Origin of the sequence: Methanoculleus sp. SDB (genome assembly GCA_001412355.1) — an archaeon.
Classification (GTDB): Archaea; Halobacteriota; Methanomicrobia; order Methanomicrobiales; family Methanomicrobiaceae; genus LKUD01.
This window is the reverse complement of the sequence record LKUD01000035.1, coordinates 1-20,919: the sequence shown is the minus strand read 5'-3', so window position 1 is coordinate 20,919 and position 20,919 is coordinate 1. Positions and strand designations below refer to the sequence as shown.

The following is a 20,919-nucleotide window of genomic DNA, read 5'->3' as shown; positions in this document are numbered from 1 at the left end:
TTGAACCCGGGTCAAAAGCTCCGCAGGCTTCTAGGATATCCTCTACCCTACCGGGACACGGGTGTTTGCCGCGGATTGCCTACATACATTCGTAGTCATCGCTTAAATATATGACTCCCGCCTCCGGCCGGGGCCCGCCGCCGGAGGGCCGTTTCGGAGGGGAGCGGGAGAGAAAAAGCGGTAGTTCAGGGAGAGAGATTCTCCGGCGGAACGGTGATCGTGACATCCGCCGTGACGAAACTCCCGGTCATCTCGATCTGGTAGTTGCCGGGCATCCGGATGGTAAGGGTCTGCGTATCGTCGTAGCTGTATGCCCTGCCGTACCCCTCTTTGGCAATGACGGCCAGCGTATTCTTGTCGTAGATCGTCACCACGAATTCGGCAAATTCACTCGGGATCTCCCTCTCGAAAGTCACGTCGGGATGCGTCCCGTATTCGCTTTCGCGCTCGATAATCCGCTCTACCATAAACGGATGCACCGTGTATTTGATAGTCATCGGAGGGCGAACAAGATTGAAGCCGAACGCCGTCGCATTGTAGTTGAACGTGAGTGTCGTGTTGTAGATCTCGACATACGTCGCCGCCGCCGGGGTCGCGGCCGGCATCGTGGCCTTCGGAGAGGGTGCGGGCAGGGGTGTCGAGATCGGTGTCGATTCCACGAGATAGGAGGGCGTCGGAGTGACACTCGGCGTCGGTGTCACGCGGGGACCGAAGAAACCGCCGTCGCCGTCACCGGCGGGCATATCTGCGCAACCGGCGCATGCAAGCAGGCTGAAGAGAACGAGGAGTAACGGTATGCTGAAATTGCGCGGGTTCATTCGATAGAGGGGTTTGCACACCGACCTATAAATGCTTTCTATGGGGGAGAACGTCCGGGAGGCACCATTCCGCCGGGGGCATGTGCGGCTGCAGGGAGCGGACGCGACGGTCTGCGCGCCGCTTTCGTTTACTGCCGGCCGGAATTCCCGGAAAATTCCCGCATGATTCCCCGGTAGACGGTTGTCACCTGTTCAAGGTTCTGCACGGCCACCCGCTCATCGATGGCATGCAGCGTCAGGATCTCCCCGGGCCCGTATTCGATGACGTTGAAGCCCGCTCCGCGCAGATAGCGGGCATCACTCGCGGCCCACTGGACAATCGGATAGGACGGCTTTCCGAGCACCCGTGAGATTTCCCGGCATGTGACATCCACGATCGGCGAATCGGGCGGGGAATAGCTCGGGCTCGCGAGGTTTAACGGTGTAATCACACCCCGCGGCGCCCGGGCGTCCAGCGCGGAGAGCACGGATTCGGCACTGCACCCCCAGGGAATCCGTATGTCGAGGACCAGAGAGCATTTTTGCGCAACGATATTCGCTTTCTCCCCGCCCTCGATCCTGCCCGGATTGAAGGTGATCTTTCTCAGCGCCTCACCGATAGCGCTGCTTGCATAGATCTCCCCGAGCACCTTCGACGAGGCGTCGATAATGGCGGCCAGATCCTCGGGGGGCGGAAAGGAGCGTTCGTTGAGGGCGGTGAGGTATTCGAGCAGGGAGAACGCCTCCATGATCGCGCTCACTCCCGCGTGGGGGTAGAGTGAACCGTGGCCCGGCTCCCCTGAAAAATCGGCGCACATCCGGAGCAGGCCCTTCTGGCCGAGGCAGGGATTCAGCGGCGGCGTGGGCTCGGCGATCAGGCATTCGCAGGGCGTGAGAACATTCTTGGCAAGAAGGTGCCTGATGCCGTATTCGCCGCCCGTCTCCTCGTCGCATACGAACGCAAGGTTGACGGCGGGGTCCTCCCCCGCATCGATTGCATCCGCCACCGCCTGCAGGATGGCCGCCACCCCGCCTTTCATGTCGGTTGCCCCCCGGCCCCAGACATAGCCCTCCCGAATCACTCCCGAGTTCGGGTCGTCGGTCCATCCGTCGGCAAGTGCCGGAACCACGTCCACGTGTCCGCAGAAGAGAAGGCGGTTGTCCGGGCTGTTCACGTAGAGGTTGCTTCTGCCTCCGCGGTTCCGCGTGCGAACCGACCGGATCCCGAGCGTATCGAGATAGCCGGCGATATAATCGATAATCTCCGCGGTGTTTCCGGGGGGATTTTCACTCCTGATCTGCACCAGTTCCGAGCAGAGGCGACCTACATCCATGCCTGATCCGTCCTGCCGACGTCAGTCGGCCCGGAGAGCCCTGTATTCCTCGAAGAGCTTCCCGAGCGAGCCGTCGAGATACAGGGTCTTGAGAAACTCCCGATCAAAGAACTCGCCGATCGATACGAGGAAAAACCGAGCGGGAATCGGCTGGTAGCTGTTCGGATCCAGGACAATCCGGAAGCTTCGGTAGCCGGCCGGAGAATCGCTGTCATAGATCTCCTGCCAGAGCAGGGGAAGGCGTTTAAACCGCTCGGGATCCGATTTTTTCAGCCAGGTGACAAACGCGGGGAAGAGGGGGCGGTCACCGGTCTTTTCCTCATCGAGCCGCCACCGCATGTACTGCATGTTCATGAGATTTCTCGGTGACTGGAAGTTGAAGGAAAGCTGGCAGAGGGTAAAATCAAGATGGGCGAGCGAATCGAGGAAATGAAAATACAGGACAGGGTGAAAGTCGTTGATACTCTCAAGAATCAGCGATTTGTCGTAGAGATTCCTGAGAATGTTGAAATATTCGTTGTCCACAGTCATACTCTTGTATTGGTCAAGCGTCCGGTAAATACATTTGCACAGGGGCAATGAAAAACACATCAGGAGGATGTGGTTCCCGCCAACATGGCAGAATCGGGGTTTTTTAGCTCAGGAGAAAAACGGTGCGCGACGGGCGACCGCCTCCTTAAACAGGTCTTCCAGCTCGCTGCCGTGGACTCCCCTGATATCGACATGGTTGTCATTCCGGAGAAGACAGGGTTTCAGCTTTCCGTCCGAGGTGACACGCAGCCGGTTGCAGAACGCACAGAACTCCGTGTTGTGCAGGGGGCGGACGACTTCCACCTCGGCCCCGTCAAAGCAGTACTTCTTCCGGTGGTGCATTCTCCGGGTGATGATCGTCTTTGACCGGGAGGCAAGGCTCTTTTCCAGTTCGCTCACATCGCTATGATCGGTGCATGCGTTGAATTCCATCAGTTCGATCAGCTGAAGGATGAGATTCCGGTTGTTCCGCACGAATCCGATCATATCCTCGATCTCGCTTTCGTTGATGCCCTTCAACACGACCATGTTCAGCTTGATGGGAGTCAGGCCCGCATCGAGTGCCGCGTCAATCCCCGCGAGGACGTCCCCGAGAAGATCTTTGCCGGTGATCCGCCGGTACCGTTCGGGCTGCAGGGAATCCAGGCTGATATTCACCCGTGAGAGGCCGGCTTCCCGGAGTTCATGGGCAACGGGGGCGAGGAGAGTCCCGTTCGTCGTGAGCGAGGATTCGATCCCCGCCGGCACCGAGGCGATGATCTCGGGAAGATCGGATCGCACCATCGGCTCGCCGCCCGTGAATTTGACGCTCTTCACACCGAACCGGACCGCGACGTCGAGGATTTCCGCAATCTCGGCCGGCGTCATTTCGTCGTCGGGATCGACCTCCCCTTCCGCATGGCAGTAGATGCACCGGAGGTTGCACTTCGGTGTCAGGCTCATTCTCAGGTTCGTGACCGGCCGGTTATAGGGATCCTTGAGCAGCATTCTCTTTCCCTCTGAAATTCTTGGCAATGATGTAGACTTCGGCACTCCCCTTGCGGGAAGCCTTCGTCCGGTAGACGCGGACGGAATAAAACCGTTCCCTGACTGCATTCAGGAGTTCGGGAAAGAGTTCTCCCTGAAATGATTTCACCACGAAATTGCCGCCGGGTTTGAGCACCCGGCAGGCAAAGGCAAGAGCATCCTCCGAGATCCCTATCGCGCGGGCCTGATCGTACGCCTTCTGCCCGGAGAGTTTCGGCGATGCGTCGCAGACGACGACACTCACTTCATCGAGCCCGGAACGGATACGCTCCTCCACCGCCGGGGTGGTGAAATCGCCGGTGAAGGTCACCGTCCGGTCAACCGGTGCAATCGGATTGAGATCCACACCGACAACCGCACCCTCGGTGAGGTCGCGTATCACCTGCAGCCAGCTTCCCGGGGCGGCACCGAGGTCCACCACGTTATCGTCCGGCCGGATAATGTTGAACCGGTTCTGTATTTCGACAAGTTTAAAGGCGGCACGTGACCTGTACCCGTCCTTCATCGCTTTCGCATAATACCGGTCATGCCCCCATTGCGAACCCATCGTTACGGTACCTCATTTGTTTACGGATGCGGCGAAAAGGAAAACACCACATATTATTAAAAAATATGATTATATAAGTTATAATAGAGTTTGTTAAGGGGTAATGATGTTAAAGGCAGCGATTGATGCAGATATCTTCAGGGAAACCATCGATGTTATTTCAGCCCTCGTCACGGAATGCCGGCTCCAGGTGAGCGATGCGGGTATCCGGACACGGGCGGTCGACTCGGCCAATGTCGCGATGGTGTCAGTTGAAGTACGACCGGAGGCCTTCACCTCCTTTACCGCGAAAACCCAGGAGCTCGGGATGGACATCGCAAAAATGAAGAATATTATTGCGATGATGAGCAAAGGCGATATGCTGTCGCTCGAGCTTCCCGAAGACGGCCACAAGCTGGCACTCACCTTCCGGGGATACAAATATTCCATCACGCTTCTTGATGTGAACACGATCCGGAAGGAACCGAATATGCCGAACCTTGACCTTCCGGGCAGGATCGTCCTCTCGGGAAGCGCACTCAACTCGGCAATCAAGGCGGCTTCGGTCATCTCCGACAAGATCGCGCTCGGAATTGATCCGGCGGCGGGAATCTTTTACATGGAGGCGGAGGGGGACACCGATCATATCCGGCTCGAAATGGGGAAGGACGAACTGGTCTCCCTGTCCGCGTCGGAGGCGCGTTCCCTCTTCTCGCTCGACTATCTCAAAGACATGGGGAAAGTGATGAGCAGGGCGGAGCAGGTCGAGGTACTCATCGGAATCGACCATCCCGTGAAGTTCATATTCGATATCGCCGACGGAAACGGGCATGTCGAGTATCTGCTTGCCCCGCGCATCGAGGCCGACTGATGAGTGTCGAGCTGTTTAAGACAGACTTGGCAAAATACCCGTTTTTAAAGGAGGCACAGGGGTTCGTCCTCTCGATGGACATCCCGCTTGAAAGTCTTATTCGGGACGATGAAGAGTCCGGACAGGGAATTATTGACACAGGCACCGAGCGGCTGATCAGGGCAATCAGCTTCGGAAAAGACGATGGGGAGACCGATCTCGACATCCCCGACGACGAAATCCTCGGGTACGCCATGGCGCGCCTCGTCGTCTCCTGCCTGGGCGATCGTTCGATGATGGACCGGCTCGCCCGCTATGAGGCGGGACGTGCTGTGTGGTTCTTAGAAACCGAAAACGACGAACTCAAGCGATATGTTGTCGAAAGCCTCGGGCTCGATCCTGAAGCCCGCGACATGGAGGTCGTCCGGTATATCGAACTCGCTTCAAGGCTCCGCGACGATAAGTGGCGCCTGATCAACCGTGAAATCAGAAAAGGGCGTGTTGCAATACAGAAGGATGATATGTACGCCATCATTCACGAACGTATCCGCGGCGTGATACGGGGGCAGCTGCCTCTCCGGGTGCCGGGAGGGATCTGCATGAAGCTCCGGGAGCATATCGACCGCGTCTCGGCGGTGTACCAGCAGCAGATGCTCGAGGAGTTCGGCGATATCGACGAGAGTGCCTTCCCCCCCTGTATGCAGGCACTGATCGCGGCGATCACCGCCGGGACGAACATCCCGCATACCGGACGGTTCGCCCTCACCGCGTTTCTCCATACCATCGGCATGGAGACCACCCAGATCGTCGAGGTGTATACCCGCGCACCCGACTTCGACGTATCGAAGACGCTCTACCAGGTCGAGCACATATCGGGCAGGGGAGGGACCGAATATACCCCGCCCGGCTGTGCGACCATGCGCACGTACGGGCTGTGCGTGAACAAAAATGCCGACTGCGAGACCGTCCAGCACCCGCTCTCCTATTACAAACGCAGAAAAAAGCGGGAAAAAGAAAAAACAGGCAATTAAGCGGATTTTTCGGCTATCATGTAGCCGGCCGCACTCATTGCCACGATGAAGACGACCAGGGCTGCGAGGAATGCATACCCGGACGGAAGGAGGAGGGGCATGACTGCAAGGCCGATGATCAGGAGAACCAGGCTCGCCCCCGAGGTGAGGCTGTCTAACAGACGCGGATCCATGAGGATGTACTGTGGTCGCCCGCGGCATAAATCGCTATCCCTTCGTTTCCCGAAACCGCATGTTTTTATCATCCCCGAAAAAAACCGGATACCATGAACAGGGACGACGCGATCGCCCTTCTCCACCGGTATGTTTCATCGGACGCGCTCCGGAAGCACTGCTATGCGACGGCCGCGGTCATGAAGCAGATCGGCGCATATCTCGGGGAGGATGCGGAGCGATGGGAGGTGATCGGCATCCTCCACGACATCGACTATGAACTCGTGGGGGAGGATATGCAGCGGCACGGCGTGGAAGGGTACCGGATTCTCCGTGAAAACGGTGTCGACGAGGAGATTGCGAAGATCGTAAAGGGCCACAACCACTTCCTCCATGGCCCGTCATACGAGACACCGGTGGAGATCGCGCTGCAGGCGGCCGACAGCGTCTCCGGGCTTGTCATCGCCTGTGCGCTCGTCAAGGGCGGTGTCGTGAGCGACGTGACGCCGAAGACCGTGAAAAAGAAATATAAGGAGAAGAGCTTTGCCGCCGGGTGCGACCGGAGCCGCATCGCTCTGATCGAATCCCTGATGGATCGCCAGACGCTGTACGAACTCTCCATTGCCGGGATTGTATCCATCAGGGAAGAACTGGGACTACGGTGAGAGGAGATGACAGGAAACGAACGCGGCGAGGTGATCCGGCAGGTTGAGCATGCCGTTTCCCTGCTCGCGGATGCGATGGACTCCGCCTGCATACCCGAAGTGGGCATGAATATCGTCTTTGCCCTCCCGGGTGCGCGCGATCCCGGCGATGTCGCGGGGGTACAGGGGCGCATCGTCCGCCTCGGCACGGCAGTGCACCCGGTCGGTGACGTCGTTTTCGGGGCAAGCGACCATATCGCACGGATTGTACTGACCGCGATGAAGTTTGATCCCCGGATCCGAAGCGCCGCAAACATCAGGTTCTCCGAAAAAACCGTCCGCCTGCTCGAGGGGATGATGCTGGACGTCTGCTCGTTCGACCGGACGGTGGAGCCCCCGGGTGTGAAGACAATGGACTGGGGAGTCGCGCAATGCTGCCGCGACGGCGTGCCCGACATCATATTCGACCGCGGAGCCGTCGGAAAAGAGCCGATGATTCGTGTTTTGGGAGAAGATCCGGGAACGATCGCACGCAATATTATTATGCTGTCAGGTCGCATTAAAGATACAAACGTGTAGGATAGTGTTCGATGGGAATTAAGCCGACATACATCAAAACAATGGGATCAGAACTGATTGAAAAGCATAAAGACCGCCTTTCGAGGGATTTTGAAGAGAATAAACAGGCCGTTGCTGAGCTCGCGCTGATCGGGAGCAAACGTGTCCGGAACCGGGTCGCAGGCAATATCACGAGAAAACTAAATAGAAGAAAGCATGCATAATACCATATTATGTTCAAAGGCGTTCTGCCAGCGATAATTACTCCTTTTCAGGAAAATTCCGTCCGGGACCTCGATATCGGGGGTCTCCGCGCCAACATCGATTTTCTCCTCGCCGAGGGCGTGCACGGAATCGTCCCCTGCGGTTCGACGGGTGAATCCGCCACCCTGACGTTTGAAGAACACGAAATCGTCATCGGCGAGACGATCGAAACGGTCGACGGGCGTGTTCCCGTGCTCGCAGGCACCGGTTCGAACAACACCGCCGAGGCGATCCGGTTTACCAAGGCAGCGAAGGATCTCGGTGCGGACGGCGTGCTCGTCATCAGTCCGTACTACAACAAGCCCAACCGGTCGGGACTGATCAAACACTACGAGAGCCTCGCGAATCTCGATATCCCGGTGGTCATGTACAACGTCCCGGGGAGGACGGGACAGAACCTCCCGGTCGATCTCGTCTGCGAGCTTGCCCGGCACCCGAATATCGTCGGGATCAAGGAGGCCAGCGGCAATATCACCCAGGTATCGGAGATCATCGAGGGAACGCAGGACGAGGATTTCCTGCTCCTCTCGGGCGACGATGCGATGACGCTCCCCATGCTCGCCCTCGGGGGACATGGCGTCATCTCGGTCGCGGCCAACGTCGAGCCCGCCCTGATGGTCCAGCTCTATGAGCGGTACTCCGAGGGAAAGATTCAGGAAGCACGGAATATCCATTATGCCCTCTCCCCTCTCATGCGGGCGATGTTTATCGATACGAACCCGATTCCCGTGAAAAAGGCGGTCGGACTGAGGGGAATGGCGGCCGGACCCGTACGCCTGCCGCTCGATGACCTGGACGAAGAGAAAGTGAAAAACCTTGCCGGAGTGCTTGCACGGTATGACTAAAATTGTAATCTGCGGTGCGTTCGGACGAATGGGAACGACTATCGCGCACATGGTTGTCGATGCTCCCGATCTGGAGTTTGTCGGCGGAGTCGATATCAGGTCGGGAACACTGCACGGTGCGGAAGTTGTCGAGGCATCCCGCATCGATGATTTGCTTGCCCTGACCCGTCCCGACGTGCTCATCGATTTCACGGTTGCCGCCGCTGCGGTCGAGAACGTGAAAGCCGCCGCCCGCCATCGCGTTGCGGTCGTCGTCGGAACGACGGGATTTACCGACGCCCAGCGGGACGAAATCACCTCGGCCGTGGAAGGCACGATACCCGCCGTCATATCGAGCAATTTCAGTGTGGGCGTCAATATCTTCTGGCAGCTCGTCCGGGAGGCCGCACGTCTTCTCGGCGATTACGACATCGAAGTGACGGAGGCGCATCACCGGTACAAGAAAGATGCGCCGAGCGGAACGGCGAAGACCATTCTCCAGATAATAGAGGATGAAGTGGGGCCGCGTGCACGGGCGTACGGCAGGGAAGGTGTCGCCGTGCGCGGCAACGAGATAGGTGTCCACGTCATCCGCGGCGGCGATATCGTCGGGGACCACAGCGTGCTGTTCGCAGCAAACAACGAAACGATTGAACTCTCCCATCACGCCTCGGACCGTGCGGTCTTCGCTCACGGCGTGCTGCGTGCGGTTCGCTGGGTCCCGGGACAGCCATCCGGCGTCTATGCAATGCGGGATGTCCTTGGGCTGGAGTAGCCAACATCGAAACATATTTCATCTTTTTTCTTAAATTTGTACAGAGGAGAAACAGAATGGTTGCAAAAGTTGATCCGGAAAAATGTACGGGATGCGAAACCTGTGTGGACATCTGCCCCTCGGCGGCAATTACCATGAAAGACGACAAGGCAGTCGTTGATCCCGATCTCTGCGTGGACTGCGAATCCTGCGTCGAGGAATGCCCGTCCGAAGCGATTCATATGGAATAAACTACAAACCTTTTTTAACCACGAACAGTATTATCTGTTCAACTATGATCAATGTTGGAGTGCTTGGTGCCACTGGTGCGGTGGGGCAGCGCTTCGTACAGTTACTCGCGAATCATCCGTGGTTCGATCTTACCGTCCTCACCGCATCGGAACGAAGTGCAGGCAAATTGTACAGTGACGTGGTGAACTGGAGGCTCGACGTGCCCTTCCCGGAGCACGTGGGAGACATCCGGATTCGCCCGACTTCGGCAGACCAGCTGAAGGATTGTGACATCGTCTTTTCCGCGCTCCCCGCCGATATCGCGGCAGGAATCGAGAAAGATTGTGCTGCTGCAGGCCTTGCTGTCTGCAGCAACGCATCCTCCCATCGCATGGAGAAGGACATACCCCTTGTGATTCCCGAAGTGAATCCCGATCACCTGGGCCTCATCGACGTCCAGAGGGACAGGGGATCGGACGGGTTCATCGTCACAAACCCGAACTGTTCAACTATCGTCCTTGTCATGGCACTGGCACCCCTTCGATCTAGTACTTTTTCAGATGTACGCGTCGCAACAATGCAGGCCATCTCCGGAGCAGGCTTCGCAGGCGTACCCGCAATGGGAATTTACGACAACATAATTCCCTATATCGGATCGGAAGAGGAGAAGATGGAGACCGAGACCTTAAAAATCATGGGCTCGTTCACCGGATCCGAAATCATCCCGGCAGGATTTTCGGTAAGTGCAAGCTGCCACCGGGTGCCGGTCATCGACGGGCATACCATGGCAGTCTGGATCGACAGCGGCATGACGGTCGATGAGGCCATCGCAGCGTACAGGACCTTCACGGCACCGTTTCAGGGACTGCCGCACCAGCCTGAGAGATCGATCCTTTTCCTCGACCAGCCCGACCGCCCCCAGCCCCGGCTTGACCGGAACCGTGGAGACGGCATGACCGTATCTGTCGGGAGAATTCGCAAAGGCCTGCGGTTTATTGCGCACGGGCACAACACGATTCGTGGGGCTGCCGGTGCATCTGTACTGAATGCAGAGTTGATTGCCACCAGGAAGTATCTCTGAAGGAGGGGGAGACAATGTTAAAAGACAACACAGTATTCGTAGGAAACAAGCCTGTGATGAACTATGTTCTTGCAGTCGTTACACAATTCAATAACGGAGCGGATGAGGTCGCAATCAAGGCACGGGGAAAGGCGATATCCCGGGCAGTGGACACCGCGGAGATTGCACTGAACCGGTTCCTTGAACACGTGGATAAAAAGGAGATCATCACGTCGACAGAGGTTATCGATACGGACAGCGGCAGAACGAACGTGTCCAGTATCGAGATACTCCTGCGCACCCGGCAGGACTGAGAGTCCCCCATCGGGTCATTTTTCCTATATTTTACCCTTTTTTGCCAGATAAAACCATTATCAGGCGTATTTTGGCAGAATGCACGGCCTGTGCCCCCACCAGAAAGGATATAACGGATTCATAAAAGAAGTACAGGGCAATGAAGTACTGGTCACTCGCCGTACTGGTTTTGTTCATCGGCGGGCTCATCGTACCGGTCGCCGGGGCAGAACCCGGCAGATACAGTTACATTACGGTAGAATCCGTGACGGTAGATCTCGTCAATGATCGTGCGACGATCGACATGACGTACGAGATCGATGAAGGCGTCCAATTACTCGTTGTCCTGCTTGGAAAATCGGATTTGAAGACCAAGCTGACGAGTATTCTGAACTTTGACAATCCGCAGTTCCGGGTGATTGAGCTCGATCATGCGGTTGTCGTCGTCGATGACATGGTGTTCAATTACGGGGACGGGTCATACTGGTTCCCGGAGCATGAATTCAGGGCGGTTATCCCGGAACTCACCATCAGGACACCCCAGTCCGTCAGGTATCACACCTTCACCGAAATCTTCCCGAACGGCATCGGTTACTTTGAAACCGCCTGAAGACTTCATTTCCCATCTTTTTTCAGGTACACTCCGTCCCCGGGTACGCCGTCTGCCGTACGGGGACCGGGGGGCGGCGGAAGGGGCACTCTCACGGATGGAACGGACCGTGGATCCCCGGCGGGACCCGGAAGAACAGGGGGGACGGCGAACTCACATCTTATCCCGTGCGGGGTGTGCAAAGATATGCCCGCTCCATCGGTATATAAGGCGCTGGAGATATACCCCGACAAAGGCGCAGAGGAGCCCTCCGACCATGGTGTAGACGATCAGGCGAATCCCCTCGTCGGCAGAGACGGGGAAATCGATCGAGCCGCTGATGGAGAGGGTATAGACGCTCGCCCCGTAGGCGATGGCGCCGATTGCGATAATAAAGAACGGCAGCACAACGACACGCCCGAGCACGCCGGGTTCGTTGAGATAGACGTCCACGATCTTTCCGATCGATGCGATGACCCCGGCAATGGCAAACCACGCCACCGACCCGTAGCCGAAGGAAAGCAGGTAGAAAAATACTCCTCCTTCGCTCGAATACCACTGGAGGATGCTCGTGAGGCCCATCACGATGCCGACGATGACGAGAAGAATGGCGGATATGTACGCAACGAAGGTAAAACGCCCCCCGCGGAACGACTGGAGCAGTGCCAGATAGAAATAATTGAAGTATTCATCCACGCCAAAGCCCTTGAAGAGGAGATAGATCCCGATGACACCGACGACAATGATGGTGGCGCCCTCCGGGTACCCGAGCAGGTATGCGATTGCATACAGCAGCATCGCAAGCCCGATCGGAACGAGAACCTGCCGTGAGATCTTCGGGTCGTCGAGTAGCTTCTTGATGATATAATACGTGCCTTCGAGATTCGGCATCTGGTTGACGATAACCCGCTGGATGCCGGTGACCGGAACCACCGACTGGATGATGGGAAGCACGAACTCGTCTTCGGCACCGTCGGTGACGAGAATGCAGGATGTCACCTCGGTCCGGTTCACGACTTCGGCGAGTTCGGCGGCGATCTTTCTGTCGCCGTCTATCATGTTGAGGTGGTTGCCGCTAAGAACCGCGATGACGACATCTTCTCCCCGGCCGCTGAGATCGTCATAGACCTTCACCGAATGGAAAATCGCATTGACGTCCGAATCCTCGGGATCCACAAGTCCGAGTGAATTTGCGGCGGCAAGACAGGCATCCCTTCCGATGACCGGACTGGCGATCTTTGCCTTATACCCGATGTCGTCATCGCGATCGACGCATAGAATCAGTGTCCGGCCATTTGACATGCTCACTAACACATCTCCTCAAATCTATTAATAATTGCTGACCGGAACCGGTGAAAAGAGAATTATATGAGTTTGGCCCGCTGCAGGAGCAGGATATCGTCCGTGGTGAGTTTCTCTCCGCCGCGGAACAGCTGGAAGACACGCTCGGCTTCCTTGCGGACGGCCTTGTCTTCCTTGGTAATCTTCGTCCGCTTTGTCTTCTTCCGGAGGCCTCCGATTACCTTGTCATAGTCCCGGATTTCCTTCTGGTTCGCGATGAACAGGTTGTGCTCGGCATCCGCCGCCTCCTGCGCCTCGACAAACTGCCGGTGGGCTTCGTCGGCCTCTTCGCGTGATTTGTCGGCCTTCCGGTAGCACTCCACCATCAGATCGTGGTGCTGCTGGGCCAGTTCGGCCATCTCGGTGACCCGGGCATGGATGTCCGATGCATTCTTCCGCAGTTCACGGGCTTCCTGCAGCTTCGTCCGCATCTCCTTGTTCTGCTCGAGCTCGAATTCCTGTTCCCTGACCTCGGCTTTGAGATGTTTGATCTTCTCTATCAGCTCCCGTTCCTTGTCGTTGCTGATGACTTCGGTCTGCTGACGGAACTCCATGTATTCAATCTGCTTCTGGAGTTCCTTGATTCCCCGGGTCTTGATACTGCCGTGTTCTTTCTTGAACACGTCGATCTCTTCGAAAATAGTGTTCGCCTGATCGTTGAAATCGTTCCGTTCATCCTTCAGCGACTGAACCTGCTCGTTGTAGGTGTCACGGAGCTCCTTGTTTTTCTGCGCCTCCTCAACAAACTCACGCGTCTGGGCGTTTAACTGGTTGCGCTGGCGTGCATGGTTGCTCGCGAGGGCATTCAGCTCGTTCCTCTTATCCTTGTGCGTTTCAGATTCAGCGAGATTCTTTTTGCGTTTTTCAATCAACTCGTTCAACATGCTCAACCATTCCTCAATGTCGATGCCCGTACTGCCCGTATGCGGCGATGATGAAGGATCACAGAGAGAGATTCTGAAAAAACGAAAACAAAGACTTCAATCCGACCCGGTGCACGGGCCGCTGTTCATCCGGCTGTTCGTGTTATTCAACTCCCGACCTGCGGATTCATGCGGGATGAATCCCTTCACCATTCGATGCCGCACGGGGCATTACAGTGATATCTATTATTCAAACGCATTCCGCCATATTAAGCATTTCGCATCACCGGAATGCCGGAAGAACCTGACGTGAAGAGTCGGCAAAAATTATGCCATCTCCGGGCGGTCCCGGAGACGGATCCTCTTACAGAGTGCGGGGGGCATGCCCGCATCAGAGGTGGAGAAAATTATGGCGCGGGATTACCTGATGAAATCGATCAGGCCGGTACCGCTGGTTGAGTCGGCTGCCGCTCTTTTCGGGGAGGCGGATGAGCGGGAGTTGAACCGGGATGCCGGTTCGGCTACACCGTGGCGCTGCCCGAGAATCTGGGCGCTCTTGACACCGGTCATGATGGCCATGACCCGCACTTTCCCCTCGTAATCGCTGTTGACCCGGGCACCCCAGATCACGTCGGCATGTGCGTCGAGTTCGTAGGTAAGGGAACTTGCAATCTCTTCGGCATCCTGGAGGGTGAGGTCGTTGCCTCCCGTAATATGGATGAGGCTGCCGGTTGCGCCGCGATAGTCGATGTCGAGCAGCGGGTGGTTGAGGCACTCGTGCACAACGCTCTCCGCCTTGTTCTGCTGTTTGCTCTCACCGACGAGCATGACTGCGACGCCGCCCTTGGACATGATGGCCCTGACGTCGGCGTAATCGATGTTGATGAGGGACGGTTCGGTGATTGTCTCGGAGATCCCTTTCACGGTCTCGGCAATCAGCTGGTCCATGACCGAGAATGCCTGTCCGAGCGGAAGGTTCGGAACGAAGTTCATGAGCCGGTTGTTGTCGAGGACGATGACCGAATCGGCTGCATTGGCAAGCGCCTCAAGTCCGTCTTCCGCACGCAGGAGCCGTGCCTTCTCGACCTGGAAGGGATAGCTGACCATGCCGACGACGATCGCACCCTGCTCCTTCGCGATCTGGGCAACCACGGGGGCCGCTCCCGTGCCGGTGCCGCCACCCATTCCGGCGGTGACGAAACAGAGATCGGCATCTTCCAGCAGATTCTCGAGTGTTGTCCGCGCCATCTCGGCCGCACGCTTCCCGACGTCGGGGAAGCCGCCGGCCCCAAGACCCTTCGTGAGCGACTTGCCGACCAGAACGCGCTTGTCAGCCTGGATCATCTCAAGGTGCTGTTTGTCCGTGTTTAATGCAATCGTTTCCGCGCCGTTCACCTTCATGTGGTACAGCCGGTTGATCGTGTTGTTTCCGGCGCCTCCGCATCCCACGATGACAATCCGCGGCTGGCCGAGGAAGTCATCTTCCTCTTCGTTCTGGAAACTGCGGTTCTGTTTTTCATTCTCAGCGTGCCTTAGTGCCTCGTTAATAATAGTCTGCATCCTAAACCTCCTTTCTGAACTATCGGTAAGTCTTTCCTTCTCCCAACACATTGTTCGGGTGATTCTCAATGATAGTAAGGAAATCAACGTCCTGCAATCCCCGGCTGATTAATTCTTCCAACTCGGTGCGCCGTCGAGCATCTTCCCGTATTACAGACTGCATTGCGATAACTCCCCTACACTTCAAATGAAATCTGTTCGCTGTCCCTCAGGGCACGGTTCCCGTGCTTTTCGATGAGTTCCCGGACGGCATACCTTACCGCTTCCGATACCGTCGGAAATTCACCTGCTTCGACCAGCTTTTCCAGCATGGCTACCTGCTGGGGGGGCAAACGGATTGTAATTCGCTCCATCATCCTGAATCACTCAATCTGACATATGGCAGTCAATTGTCTGCTTTATGTCAGACATATGACACCTCTCCGCCTGACTTCATCAGACAAATCTTCTTATTACCCGGCAGTATTTATACTTTGTGCATTGTGATTATCGGCAACTCACAACCGTTTTATCGGAGAATCGCTAATATTTTTAAAAAGGAGGGACGCAAGCGGTGCATTCAGGAATCTACAAAAAGGTCGTACATGGGGGCAGAATACCTCCCGGGGGGGAGGGTGCCCTTCACGACTATATCGACTTCAGTGCCAATTTTAACCCGTTCCCTCCCGAATTTGACTGGATTTTCGACCCCGCACTCCTCGCGGAGTATCCCGACGATACGTACGGGCAGCTCAAGGAGGGGTATGCGCGCCTTGCCGGCAGGCGCACCGAGGAGATCTGTGTCGGCAACGGTTCGGTGGAGATCATCAGGACGTTCTGCCATGTGGCCGTGACGCCCGGCACGCCGGTCTCGATAGCTACCCCGACCTTCGGTGAATACGCGCTTTCGGCCTGTCTTGCAGGAGGGCGTATCGACGGCGCCGGTGCCCGGGTCAGGTTTGTCTGCAATCCGAACAATCCCACCGGCCGCCTCATCCCGCGATCCGGGCTGATCGAGATGATCGGGGAAGCCGAGACCGGGGGTCATCTGCTCTTCGTTGACGAGGCATTCATCGAGCTCTCCGATCCCGCACAGAGCGTTGCGGATGTCAGGACGGAGAACGCCTTTGTTCTCAGATCGCTGACAAAGGCATTCTCCGTGCCGGGCATCAGGTTCGGTTTCGGCTGCGGCGATCCCGATCTTATCGAACGCATGGAGGTCATGCGCCCGCCATGGACGGTCAATACCATCGCCGAATCCTATGCACTCGAGGCATTGCACCACTACGATATGCTCGAAGAGTCGCGCCGGCTCATTACCCGTGAACGTGAGTGGCTGTGCACCGCATTTCGTGATGAAGACATCCGGTTCGAGACGTCGGGCACGAATTTCATCCTCCTCCACTGTGATCGCCCGGCGGAGGCTGTCGCAACCGCCATGCGGGCGGCAGGCATCCTCGTGCGGGACTGCACGTCATTCGGGCTGCCGAAGGCGATCCGCGTCGCCGTGCGGCGGCGGGAGGAGAACCGGATGCTCGTGGAGGCGCTCCGATCATGCGTGCGCTGATCATGGCGGGAGGGGTGGGCAGCCGGCTGAACATGGGTGAAAAGCCGCTTGTCACCATCTGCGAAAAGCCCATGATCACCTATGTCATCGAGGCCTTCGCCGGTGCCGGAATGGAGGTGATCGTCGTTGCATCACCCAAAACCCCGATGACGAAGAACTGGTGCCGCGCCCACGGCATCCCGTGCTTCGGCGCATCGGGCGGCGGGTACATTGCCGATGTCATCGAGGCGGCCGTGGAGCTGGAAGAAGACCATCCTTTTTACACGTGCGTCGCCGATCTTCCCTGTCTTGATCCGGATCTGATCGCAGACATCCATGCCGCATACGGCGCGTCGGGGCTGCCCGCACTCTCCACATGGGTCCCCCGGAGCCTCTGCATGCAGTACGACTGCCGCACCCGCTATATCGAACGGGACGGGAAGACGGACATCTGTCCGGCAGGCGTCAACATACTCCACGGAGGCCACATCACGGAAGAGCAGGCGGAACACCGGCTGGTCATCGCAGACCGGCGGCTGGTATTCAATATCAACACCCGCGGTGAACTCGCCATGGCGAGAAAGCACCTCTGCCCGGAAAATGCCTCCGGCAGGGCGTGACCGGAAGCGAGAAACCTTCGCCGGTGGTCGCCGTTTCGGTCAGGAAACGGAAAGCTGCGGGAAGAAATCATAATAAGACACCCCGACAGACCTATACCCATGCACCTGAGCCGGGAGTTCGAGCTTGAGGGCCATATTATTGACTCTGGCATCATGACCCATGTTTTCGATAAAATAATGGACATGGGCGGAGATTTTGAAATATTACACTTTGACATCGGCAAGAGGAAGAAAGACCCGAGTTTTGCCCGGATCCGCGTAAACGGCAGGGATGAGGCACAGCTGGAATCGATCATGAGCGAGCTTCATCCGCTCGGTGCCCGGATGCCCGAAGTCATGGACGCCCGCCTCGAGGCTGCCGAAGGCGACCGGATTGTCCCCAAGGGATTTTATTCGACGACAAATCATCCTACGTTTGTCAAGATCGCAGGGAACTGGGCCCCGGTGGAAGATATCGAGATGGACTGCCTGATCGTTGTCGATCCCGAAGCCGGGAGGGCCCGCTGCACCCCGATGGACAAACTCAGGCGTGAGGATCACGTGGTGATCGGGGAGACCGGGGTGCGGGTAACCCCTCCCGAACGTCCCCGGAAAGTCGGCACGTTTGAATTCATGCACGGGACAGTGTCGTCCGAGCGCCCGAGCGAAACCATCATCGAAAAGATTGCCGTTGAAATGATCCGTCTCAAGAAAAACGGCGGGAAGATAGGGATTGTCGGGGGGCCCGCCATCATCCACACGGGGGCCGCCCCGGCACTTGCGGAGATTATCAGAAACGGCTGTATCGATGTTCTCTTCGCCGGCAACGCTCTTGCCACGCATGATATCGAGTACAACCTCTTCGGCACGTCGCTGGGGATGAACATCGACACGGGCACGCTCGTCACCGGAGGGCACAAGCACCACATCTATGCGTTGAGCGAGGTCATCAGGGCGGGATCGATACGCAAGGCAGTGGAATCGGGCATCATTACCGGGGGCATCATGTACGAATGCGTGAAAAACAATATCCCCTTTGTTCTCGCGGGATCGATCCGCGACGACGGCCCGCTTCCCGATGTGATCACCGACACCATGGCGGCGCAGGACGAGATGCGGAAGTACATCCGCAATCTCGATATGGTGATCATGATCGGAACCCTGCTGCATTCGGTCGCGGTGGGCAACTGCCTGCCCAGCTATGTCAAGACGATCTGCGTGGACATCAATCCCGCATCGGTCACGAAACTCATGGATCGCGGCACCATGCAGGCAATCGGCGTGGTGAGCGATGCAGGGGCGTTCCTCCCCCTGCTGGCCAAAAAGCTCAAGAGCGACAGCGTCCGGTAACCCGCCACGCCACCTACCGCGTCAGCGGCATGCAGTACGGCTTTTCGCGGGAGCAGACAAACTCCCACTCTTTTTTGCAGGCGCACTCCGTTTCGGCAACTGCCCGGAGAAGCGAGCGATCGGCCGTGAGCGAGTAGTCCGTAATTGCCCTGATGATGTCGTGATCGCAGGCCCCGCAGTTGTGCGGCCCCCGGACCGATCCTCCGCCCACCGGATCGCAGAGCACGTGGGTGGCGGCATCCGCAAGGACGGCAAGCGCACTCCAGAGGTACGGGGGACGGTACGCGCCCTGCTTCCAGTAGCGTTCCACTTCGGTGCGGGACTGCACCGTGCAGAGGTTCATCGAGATCATATCCGACAGGGGGGCGGCCTCACGAATCGACCGGTTCATATCGTCAATCGCTTCCTGCTCCGTGAGAAACGGCGGTTTCATCATCAGGTAGGTCTTGACACCCGCCCCGCCCGCCCGGGCACGGTCCGCCGCATCGGTGAAATCGGCAAAAGTAAATCCCTTGTCAATGGACTTTTCCCGGATGCCGTCATCCGTCGTCTCAAGGCCCATGGCAATATACAGCGGCACAGCCCGCTCGCCGGTGTCGATGCCCGCGATAAACTCCGTGACGGCATCGGGGGTAACGTATTCCGGCCGTGTCTCCGCAACGACGAGTTTTCCCCGGAACGCTGCCGCGATCGCATCCCGCACGGGCGGGGGAACCTCCTCCGGGTCGAAAAAACTCCCCGAGGTGAAAATTTTCAGCATCTGGTATTCGTCGTCACGGAAATGCGCCTTCACCCATGCAACCTGCCGGATAATCCGTTCGGCGAGGGCATCGGCCGGGAGGTTGTGGTAGCGTTCATGCCGGTAACCGCACATGCGGCAGCGGTTCCACGCGCACCCTCCGGTCCTGAAGATGACGGTCAGCGTCGTGACGACGGACCCGTCGACAGCGTCTTTCCCTTTCCAGCACGCAAGCGGTTTTTCCAGTTCCACAGATATCATTAACCGTTATAGTATTGTATCACTGACTATGAAAACGATCGCCTGTGGTGTGATTCTTCTCAGCCTCGTACTGGTCGGGACCGCGTCTGCGTACCTGATCAACTGCGACTGCGAAACGGAGCTGCCCGTCGGAGAGCCGCTCGTCATCACCGGAACCAGCAATATCCCTCCGGGAGTAAGCTTTCAGATGATCTTCTACAAGAGCAGGCCGTCCGTCCGCCAGATCTCCCAGCAGAACTTTACCATCCAGGAGGGCGGCGCATGGTCGGTGACCTTCGAGACAACCGGCCTGCTGGCGGGAGAATACAACCTGCAGATCGCCGATAACAAGGCGTATCCCTTCGGATCGGCCTCCGAGGCAACGGTTGCGAAACCGAAGACAATCCAGATCATCGACCGTTCGACCGAACTGGTGATCACCTCACCGGGAGTGCAGAACTTTGACGGCATGCTTGACATCACCGGCAAAGGCAGCCTCCTCGGGAACCGCGGCGTGCAGGTCACGGTTACCGCACCCTCGGGAAGCATCATCTTCGGGCCGACGTATATCGAAACCGACAGCACCGGAGCCTTTTCCCGGCAGGTCACGATAACGGAAAGCGGCACGTACAGGGTCAGGTTCGCCGATGCGAACGGGTATATCACCACGAACGAATTCACGATCCGCGGCAGTACCGGACCGACCGCCACACCGACAGCCGAACCGGCCGGGCCTGTCGTGACCGCTTCCACCACCGCTTCACGGGATGCTCCCGCATACTTTGCCGTTGACACCCGGTCGGGTACGGTCACCATCACCACATCCGTCGGAATCGACTGGGTGGTCGAGGTGAGTGACGAGGACGGTGCGGTGCAGAAGGTCAATGCGCAGGGCAACCTCAACCCTGAGGAGGTACGGATCACCGCCCGCGGCGGGATGGTATATGTAAAGGTCTATCCGGTGACGTTTTCCGACCAGGGAACCGCGACACTTTCGGTTCGGAATGCCGATTCCGTGACCGTCAGCGCCGATGCCGCCTCCTACTTCGGTGACATCGCAACAACCCCGACACAGGAATCGCCGCTGCCGCTCTTCCTCGTCATCCTCGCAGCGGGAATTGCGGCAATCTGCCGCAGGCAGCCATAACACCACTTTTTTAACCAACCAGCACCAAGTTTAAGCAGAGCCGGGATAGTCTAGTCCGGAAAGGCGGTGGCCTTGAAAGCCACTGGTGC

The 20,919-nt window shown here is 57.5% G+C and carries 26 protein-coding genes; 15 read left to right on the top strand and 11 right to left on the bottom strand.

What is annotated here, in order from left to right; translation table 11 throughout:
- Window positions 1-185: 185 nt before the first annotated feature.
- The 5 genes from APR53_09415 to APR53_09395 form a co-directional block, all read right to left on the bottom strand.
- Window positions 186-743, bottom strand: a complete 558-nt coding sequence (locus APR53_09415) for a hypothetical protein (protein KQC04886.1) — start codon at window positions 741-743, stop codon at window positions 186-188.
- 203 nt (window positions 744-946) lie between these two features.
- Window positions 947-2,131, bottom strand: a complete 1,185-nt coding sequence (locus APR53_09410; GenBank protein KQC04885.1) for an acetylornithine deacetylase — start codon at window positions 2,129-2,131, stop codon at window positions 947-949.
- Window positions 2,132-2,152: 21 nt separating this feature from the next.
- Window positions 2,153-2,662: a hypothetical protein gene (locus APR53_09405; GenBank protein KQC04884.1), complete on the bottom strand. Its 510-nt coding sequence runs from the start codon at window positions 2,660-2,662 to the stop codon at window positions 2,153-2,155.
- 108 nt (window positions 2,663-2,770) lie between these two features.
- Window positions 2,771-3,649 carry a cyclic pyranopterin phosphate synthase MoaA gene (locus APR53_09400; GenBank protein ID KQC04883.1) on the bottom strand — a complete coding sequence of 293 codons (879 nt, stop codon included), beginning with the start codon at window positions 3,647-3,649 and terminating at the stop codon, window positions 2,771-2,773.
- Window positions 3,627-4,235 carry a 50S rRNA methyltransferase gene (locus APR53_09395; GenBank protein ID KQC04882.1) on the bottom strand — a complete coding sequence of 203 codons (609 nt, stop codon included), beginning with the start codon at window positions 4,233-4,235 and terminating at the stop codon, window positions 3,627-3,629. The genes APR53_09400 and APR53_09395 overlap by 23 nt, the downstream gene beginning before the upstream one ends.
- 106 nt (window positions 4,236-4,341) lie before the next feature.
- Between APR53_09395 and APR53_09390 the strand changes: the two genes are divergently transcribed.
- Window positions 4,342-5,085, top strand: coding sequence for a DNA polymerase (locus tag APR53_09390; protein KQC04881.1), 744 nt, complete (start codon window positions 4,342-4,344; stop codon window positions 5,083-5,085).
- On the top strand, window positions 5,085-6,095 hold the full coding sequence (locus APR53_09385; protein KQC04880.1) for a DNA primase: 1,011 nt from the start codon (window positions 5,085-5,087) through the stop codon (window positions 6,093-6,095). Before APR53_09390 ends, APR53_09385 begins: the two co-directional genes overlap by 1 nt.
- On the opposite strand, the gene APR53_09380 is transcribed toward APR53_09385, so the two are convergent.
- Window positions 6,092-6,340: a hypothetical protein gene (locus tag APR53_09380; GenBank protein ID KQC04879.1), complete on the bottom strand. Its 249-nt coding sequence runs from the start codon at window positions 6,338-6,340 to the stop codon at window positions 6,092-6,094. The two genes, APR53_09385 and APR53_09380, sit on opposite strands and share 4 nt — an antisense overlap.
- 21 nt (window positions 6,341-6,361) lie before the next feature.
- On the opposite strand from APR53_09380, the gene APR53_09375 reads away from it, so the two are divergent.
- The 8 genes from APR53_09375 to APR53_09340 all read left to right on the top strand — a co-directional run bounded on the left by APR53_09375 (window position 6,362) and on the right by APR53_09340 (window position 11,487).
- Entirely contained in the window at window positions 6,362-6,913 is a 552-nt protein-coding gene (locus APR53_09375; GenBank protein ID KQC04878.1) for a phosphohydrolase, read from the top strand.
- A gap of 6 nt (window positions 6,914-6,919) precedes the next feature.
- A complete protein-coding gene (locus APR53_09370) occupies window positions 6,920-7,471 on the top strand; it encodes a phosphomethylpyrimidine kinase (protein KQC04877.1) in 552 nt (183 codons plus the stop codon).
- A gap of 11 nt (window positions 7,472-7,482) precedes the next feature.
- Window positions 7,483-7,674, top strand: a complete 192-nt coding sequence (locus APR53_09365; protein KQC04876.1) for a 30S ribosomal protein S17e — start codon at window positions 7,483-7,485, stop codon at window positions 7,672-7,674.
- A 9-nt stretch (window positions 7,675-7,683) separates the two neighbouring features.
- The gene (locus APR53_09360; GenBank protein ID KQC04875.1) at window positions 7,684-8,559 is read left to right on the top strand and encodes a 4-hydroxy-tetrahydrodipicolinate synthase; all 876 of its coding nucleotides are present in this window, start codon (window positions 7,684-7,686) and stop codon (window positions 8,557-8,559) included.
- A complete protein-coding gene (locus APR53_09355) occupies window positions 8,552-9,313 on the top strand; it encodes a 4-hydroxy-tetrahydrodipicolinate reductase (GenBank protein ID KQC04874.1) in 762 nt (253 codons plus the stop codon). The genes APR53_09360 and APR53_09355 overlap by 8 nt, the downstream gene beginning before the upstream one ends.
- A 274-nt stretch (window positions 9,314-9,587) precedes the next feature.
- The gene (locus APR53_09350) at window positions 9,588-10,604 is read left to right on the top strand and encodes an aspartate-semialdehyde dehydrogenase (GenBank protein ID KQC04873.1); all 1,017 of its coding nucleotides are present in this window, start codon (window positions 9,588-9,590) and stop codon (window positions 10,602-10,604) included.
- A 14-nt stretch (window positions 10,605-10,618) separates the two neighbouring features.
- Window positions 10,619-10,897, top strand: coding sequence for an RNA-binding protein (locus APR53_09345; GenBank protein ID KQC04872.1), 279 nt, complete (start codon window positions 10,619-10,621; stop codon window positions 10,895-10,897).
- A 140-nt stretch (window positions 10,898-11,037) separates the two neighbouring features.
- On the top strand, window positions 11,038-11,487 hold the full coding sequence (locus tag APR53_09340) for a hypothetical protein (GenBank protein KQC04871.1): 450 nt from the start codon (window positions 11,038-11,040) through the stop codon (window positions 11,485-11,487).
- 153 nt (window positions 11,488-11,640) lie between these two features.
- On the opposite strand, the gene APR53_09335 is transcribed toward APR53_09340, so the two are convergent.
- Window positions 11,641-12,768, bottom strand: coding sequence for a hypothetical protein (locus APR53_09335; protein KQC04870.1), 1,128 nt, complete (start codon window positions 12,766-12,768; stop codon window positions 11,641-11,643).
- 62 nt (window positions 12,769-12,830) lie between these two features.
- Window positions 12,831-13,691 (bottom strand): phosphoserine phosphatase, encoded by an 861-nt coding sequence (locus APR53_09330; protein ID KQC04869.1) that lies wholly within the window; start codon window positions 13,689-13,691, stop codon window positions 12,831-12,833.
- A 16-nt stretch (window positions 13,692-13,707) separates the two neighbouring features.
- Between APR53_09330 and APR53_09325 the strand changes: the two genes are divergently transcribed.
- The gene (locus APR53_09325; protein ID KQC04868.1) at window positions 13,708-13,983 is read left to right on the top strand and encodes a hypothetical protein; all 276 of its coding nucleotides are present in this window, start codon (window positions 13,708-13,710) and stop codon (window positions 13,981-13,983) included.
- Between the two features lie 107 nt (window positions 13,984-14,090).
- Here the strand turns inward: APR53_09325 and APR53_09320 are convergent, their stop codons facing one another.
- Window positions 14,091-15,230: a cell division protein FtsZ gene (locus APR53_09320; GenBank protein ID KQC04867.1), complete on the bottom strand. Its 1,140-nt coding sequence runs from the start codon at window positions 15,228-15,230 to the stop codon at window positions 14,091-14,093.
- Window positions 15,231-15,406: 176 nt separating this feature from the next.
- On the bottom strand, window positions 15,407-15,586 hold the full coding sequence (locus APR53_09315; protein KQC04866.1) for a transcriptional regulator: 180 nt from the start codon (window positions 15,584-15,586) through the stop codon (window positions 15,407-15,409).
- A gap of 209 nt (window positions 15,587-15,795) precedes the next feature.
- Here APR53_09315 and APR53_09310 point away from each other — a divergent pair, with 209 nt between their 5' ends.
- The 3 genes from APR53_09310 (at window position 15,796) to APR53_09300 (ending at window position 18,704) form a co-directional block, all read left to right on the top strand.
- Window positions 15,796-16,776: a hypothetical protein gene (locus tag APR53_09310; GenBank protein KQC04887.1), complete on the top strand. Its 981-nt coding sequence runs from the start codon at window positions 15,796-15,798 to the stop codon at window positions 16,774-16,776.
- Window positions 16,764-17,375, top strand: a complete 612-nt coding sequence (locus tag APR53_09305) for a 5-deoxyadenosylcobinamide phosphate nucleotidyltransferase (protein ID KQC04865.1) — start codon at window positions 16,764-16,766, stop codon at window positions 17,373-17,375. The genes APR53_09310 and APR53_09305 overlap by 13 nt, the downstream gene beginning before the upstream one ends.
- A 99-nt stretch (window positions 17,376-17,474) precedes the next feature.
- A complete protein-coding gene (locus tag APR53_09300; GenBank protein KQC04864.1) occupies window positions 17,475-18,704 on the top strand; it encodes a hypothetical protein in 1,230 nt (409 codons plus the stop codon).
- Between the two features lie 13 nt (window positions 18,705-18,717).
- On the opposite strand, the gene APR53_09295 is transcribed toward APR53_09300, so the two are convergent.
- Window positions 18,718-19,704, bottom strand: a complete 987-nt coding sequence (locus APR53_09295) for a radical SAM protein (GenBank protein ID KQC04863.1) — start codon at window positions 19,702-19,704, stop codon at window positions 18,718-18,720.
- 28 nt (window positions 19,705-19,732) lie between these two features.
- Here APR53_09295 and APR53_09290 point away from each other — a divergent pair, with 28 nt between their 5' ends.
- Complete coding sequence (locus tag APR53_09290) at window positions 19,733-20,830, top strand: hypothetical protein (GenBank protein KQC04862.1); 1,098 nt, start codon at window positions 19,733-19,735, stop codon at window positions 20,828-20,830.
- The last annotated feature ends 89 nt before the right edge of the window (window positions 20,831-20,919 follow it).

Excerpts from the sequence above, each read along its gene's own strand:
- APR53_09415 (KQC04886.1), bottom strand. The coding sequence starts at position 743 with ATGCCCGCCGGTGACGGCGACGGCGGTTTCTTCGGTCCCCGCGTGACA.
- APR53_09410 (KQC04885.1), bottom strand. The coding sequence starts at position 2,131 with ATGGATGTAGGTCGCCTCTGCTCGGAACTGGTGCAGATCAGGAGTGAA.
- APR53_09405 (KQC04884.1), bottom strand. The coding sequence starts at position 2,662 with ATGACTGTGGACAACGAATATTTCAACATTCTCAGGAATCTCTACGAC.
- APR53_09400 (KQC04883.1), bottom strand. The coding sequence starts at position 3,649 with ATGCTGCTCAAGGATCCCTATAACCGGCCGGTCACGAACCTGAGAATG.
- APR53_09395 (KQC04882.1), bottom strand. The coding sequence starts at position 4,235 with ATGGGTTCGCAATGGGGGCATGACCGGTATTATGCGAAAGCGATGAAG.
- APR53_09390 (KQC04881.1), top strand. The coding sequence starts at position 4,342 with ATGTTAAAGGCAGCGATTGATGCAGATATCTTCAGGGAAACCATCGAT.
- APR53_09385 (KQC04880.1), top strand. The coding sequence starts at position 5,085 with ATGAGTGTCGAGCTGTTTAAGACAGACTTGGCAAAATACCCGTTTTTA.
- APR53_09380 (KQC04879.1), bottom strand. The coding sequence starts at position 6,340 with ATGATAAAAACATGCGGTTTCGGGAAACGAAGGGATAGCGATTTATGC.
- APR53_09375 (KQC04878.1), top strand. The coding sequence starts at position 6,362 with ATGAACAGGGACGACGCGATCGCCCTTCTCCACCGGTATGTTTCATCG.
- APR53_09370 (KQC04877.1), top strand. The coding sequence starts at position 6,920 with ATGACAGGAAACGAACGCGGCGAGGTGATCCGGCAGGTTGAGCATGCC.
- APR53_09365 (KQC04876.1), top strand. The coding sequence starts at position 7,483 with ATGGGAATTAAGCCGACATACATCAAAACAATGGGATCAGAACTGATT.
- APR53_09360 (KQC04875.1), top strand. The coding sequence starts at position 7,684 with ATGTTCAAAGGCGTTCTGCCAGCGATAATTACTCCTTTTCAGGAAAAT.
- APR53_09355 (KQC04874.1), top strand. The coding sequence starts at position 8,552 with ATGACTAAAATTGTAATCTGCGGTGCGTTCGGACGAATGGGAACGACT.
- APR53_09350 (KQC04873.1), top strand. The coding sequence starts at position 9,588 with ATGATCAATGTTGGAGTGCTTGGTGCCACTGGTGCGGTGGGGCAGCGC.
- APR53_09345 (KQC04872.1), top strand. The coding sequence starts at position 10,619 with ATGTTAAAAGACAACACAGTATTCGTAGGAAACAAGCCTGTGATGAAC.
- APR53_09340 (KQC04871.1), top strand. The coding sequence starts at position 11,038 with ATGAAGTACTGGTCACTCGCCGTACTGGTTTTGTTCATCGGCGGGCTC.
- APR53_09335 (KQC04870.1), bottom strand. The coding sequence starts at position 12,768 with ATGTCAAATGGCCGGACACTGATTCTATGCGTCGATCGCGATGACGAC.
- APR53_09330 (KQC04869.1), bottom strand. The coding sequence starts at position 13,691 with ATGTTGAACGAGTTGATTGAAAAACGCAAAAAGAATCTCGCTGAATCT.
- APR53_09325 (KQC04868.1), top strand. The coding sequence starts at position 13,708 with ATGTCGATGCCCGTACTGCCCGTATGCGGCGATGATGAAGGATCACAG.
- APR53_09320 (KQC04867.1), bottom strand. The coding sequence starts at position 15,230 with ATGCAGACTATTATTAACGAGGCACTAAGGCACGCTGAGAATGAAAAA.
- APR53_09315 (KQC04866.1), bottom strand. The coding sequence starts at position 15,586 with ATGATGGAGCGAATTACAATCCGTTTGCCCCCCCAGCAGGTAGCCATG.
- APR53_09305 (KQC04865.1), top strand. The coding sequence starts at position 16,764 with ATGCGTGCGCTGATCATGGCGGGAGGGGTGGGCAGCCGGCTGAACATG.
- APR53_09300 (KQC04864.1), top strand. The coding sequence starts at position 17,475 with ATGCACCTGAGCCGGGAGTTCGAGCTTGAGGGCCATATTATTGACTCT.
- APR53_09295 (KQC04863.1), bottom strand. The coding sequence starts at position 19,704 with ATGATATCTGTGGAACTGGAAAAACCGCTTGCGTGCTGGAAAGGGAAA.
- APR53_09290 (KQC04862.1), top strand. The coding sequence starts at position 19,733 with ATGAAAACGATCGCCTGTGGTGTGATTCTTCTCAGCCTCGTACTGGTC.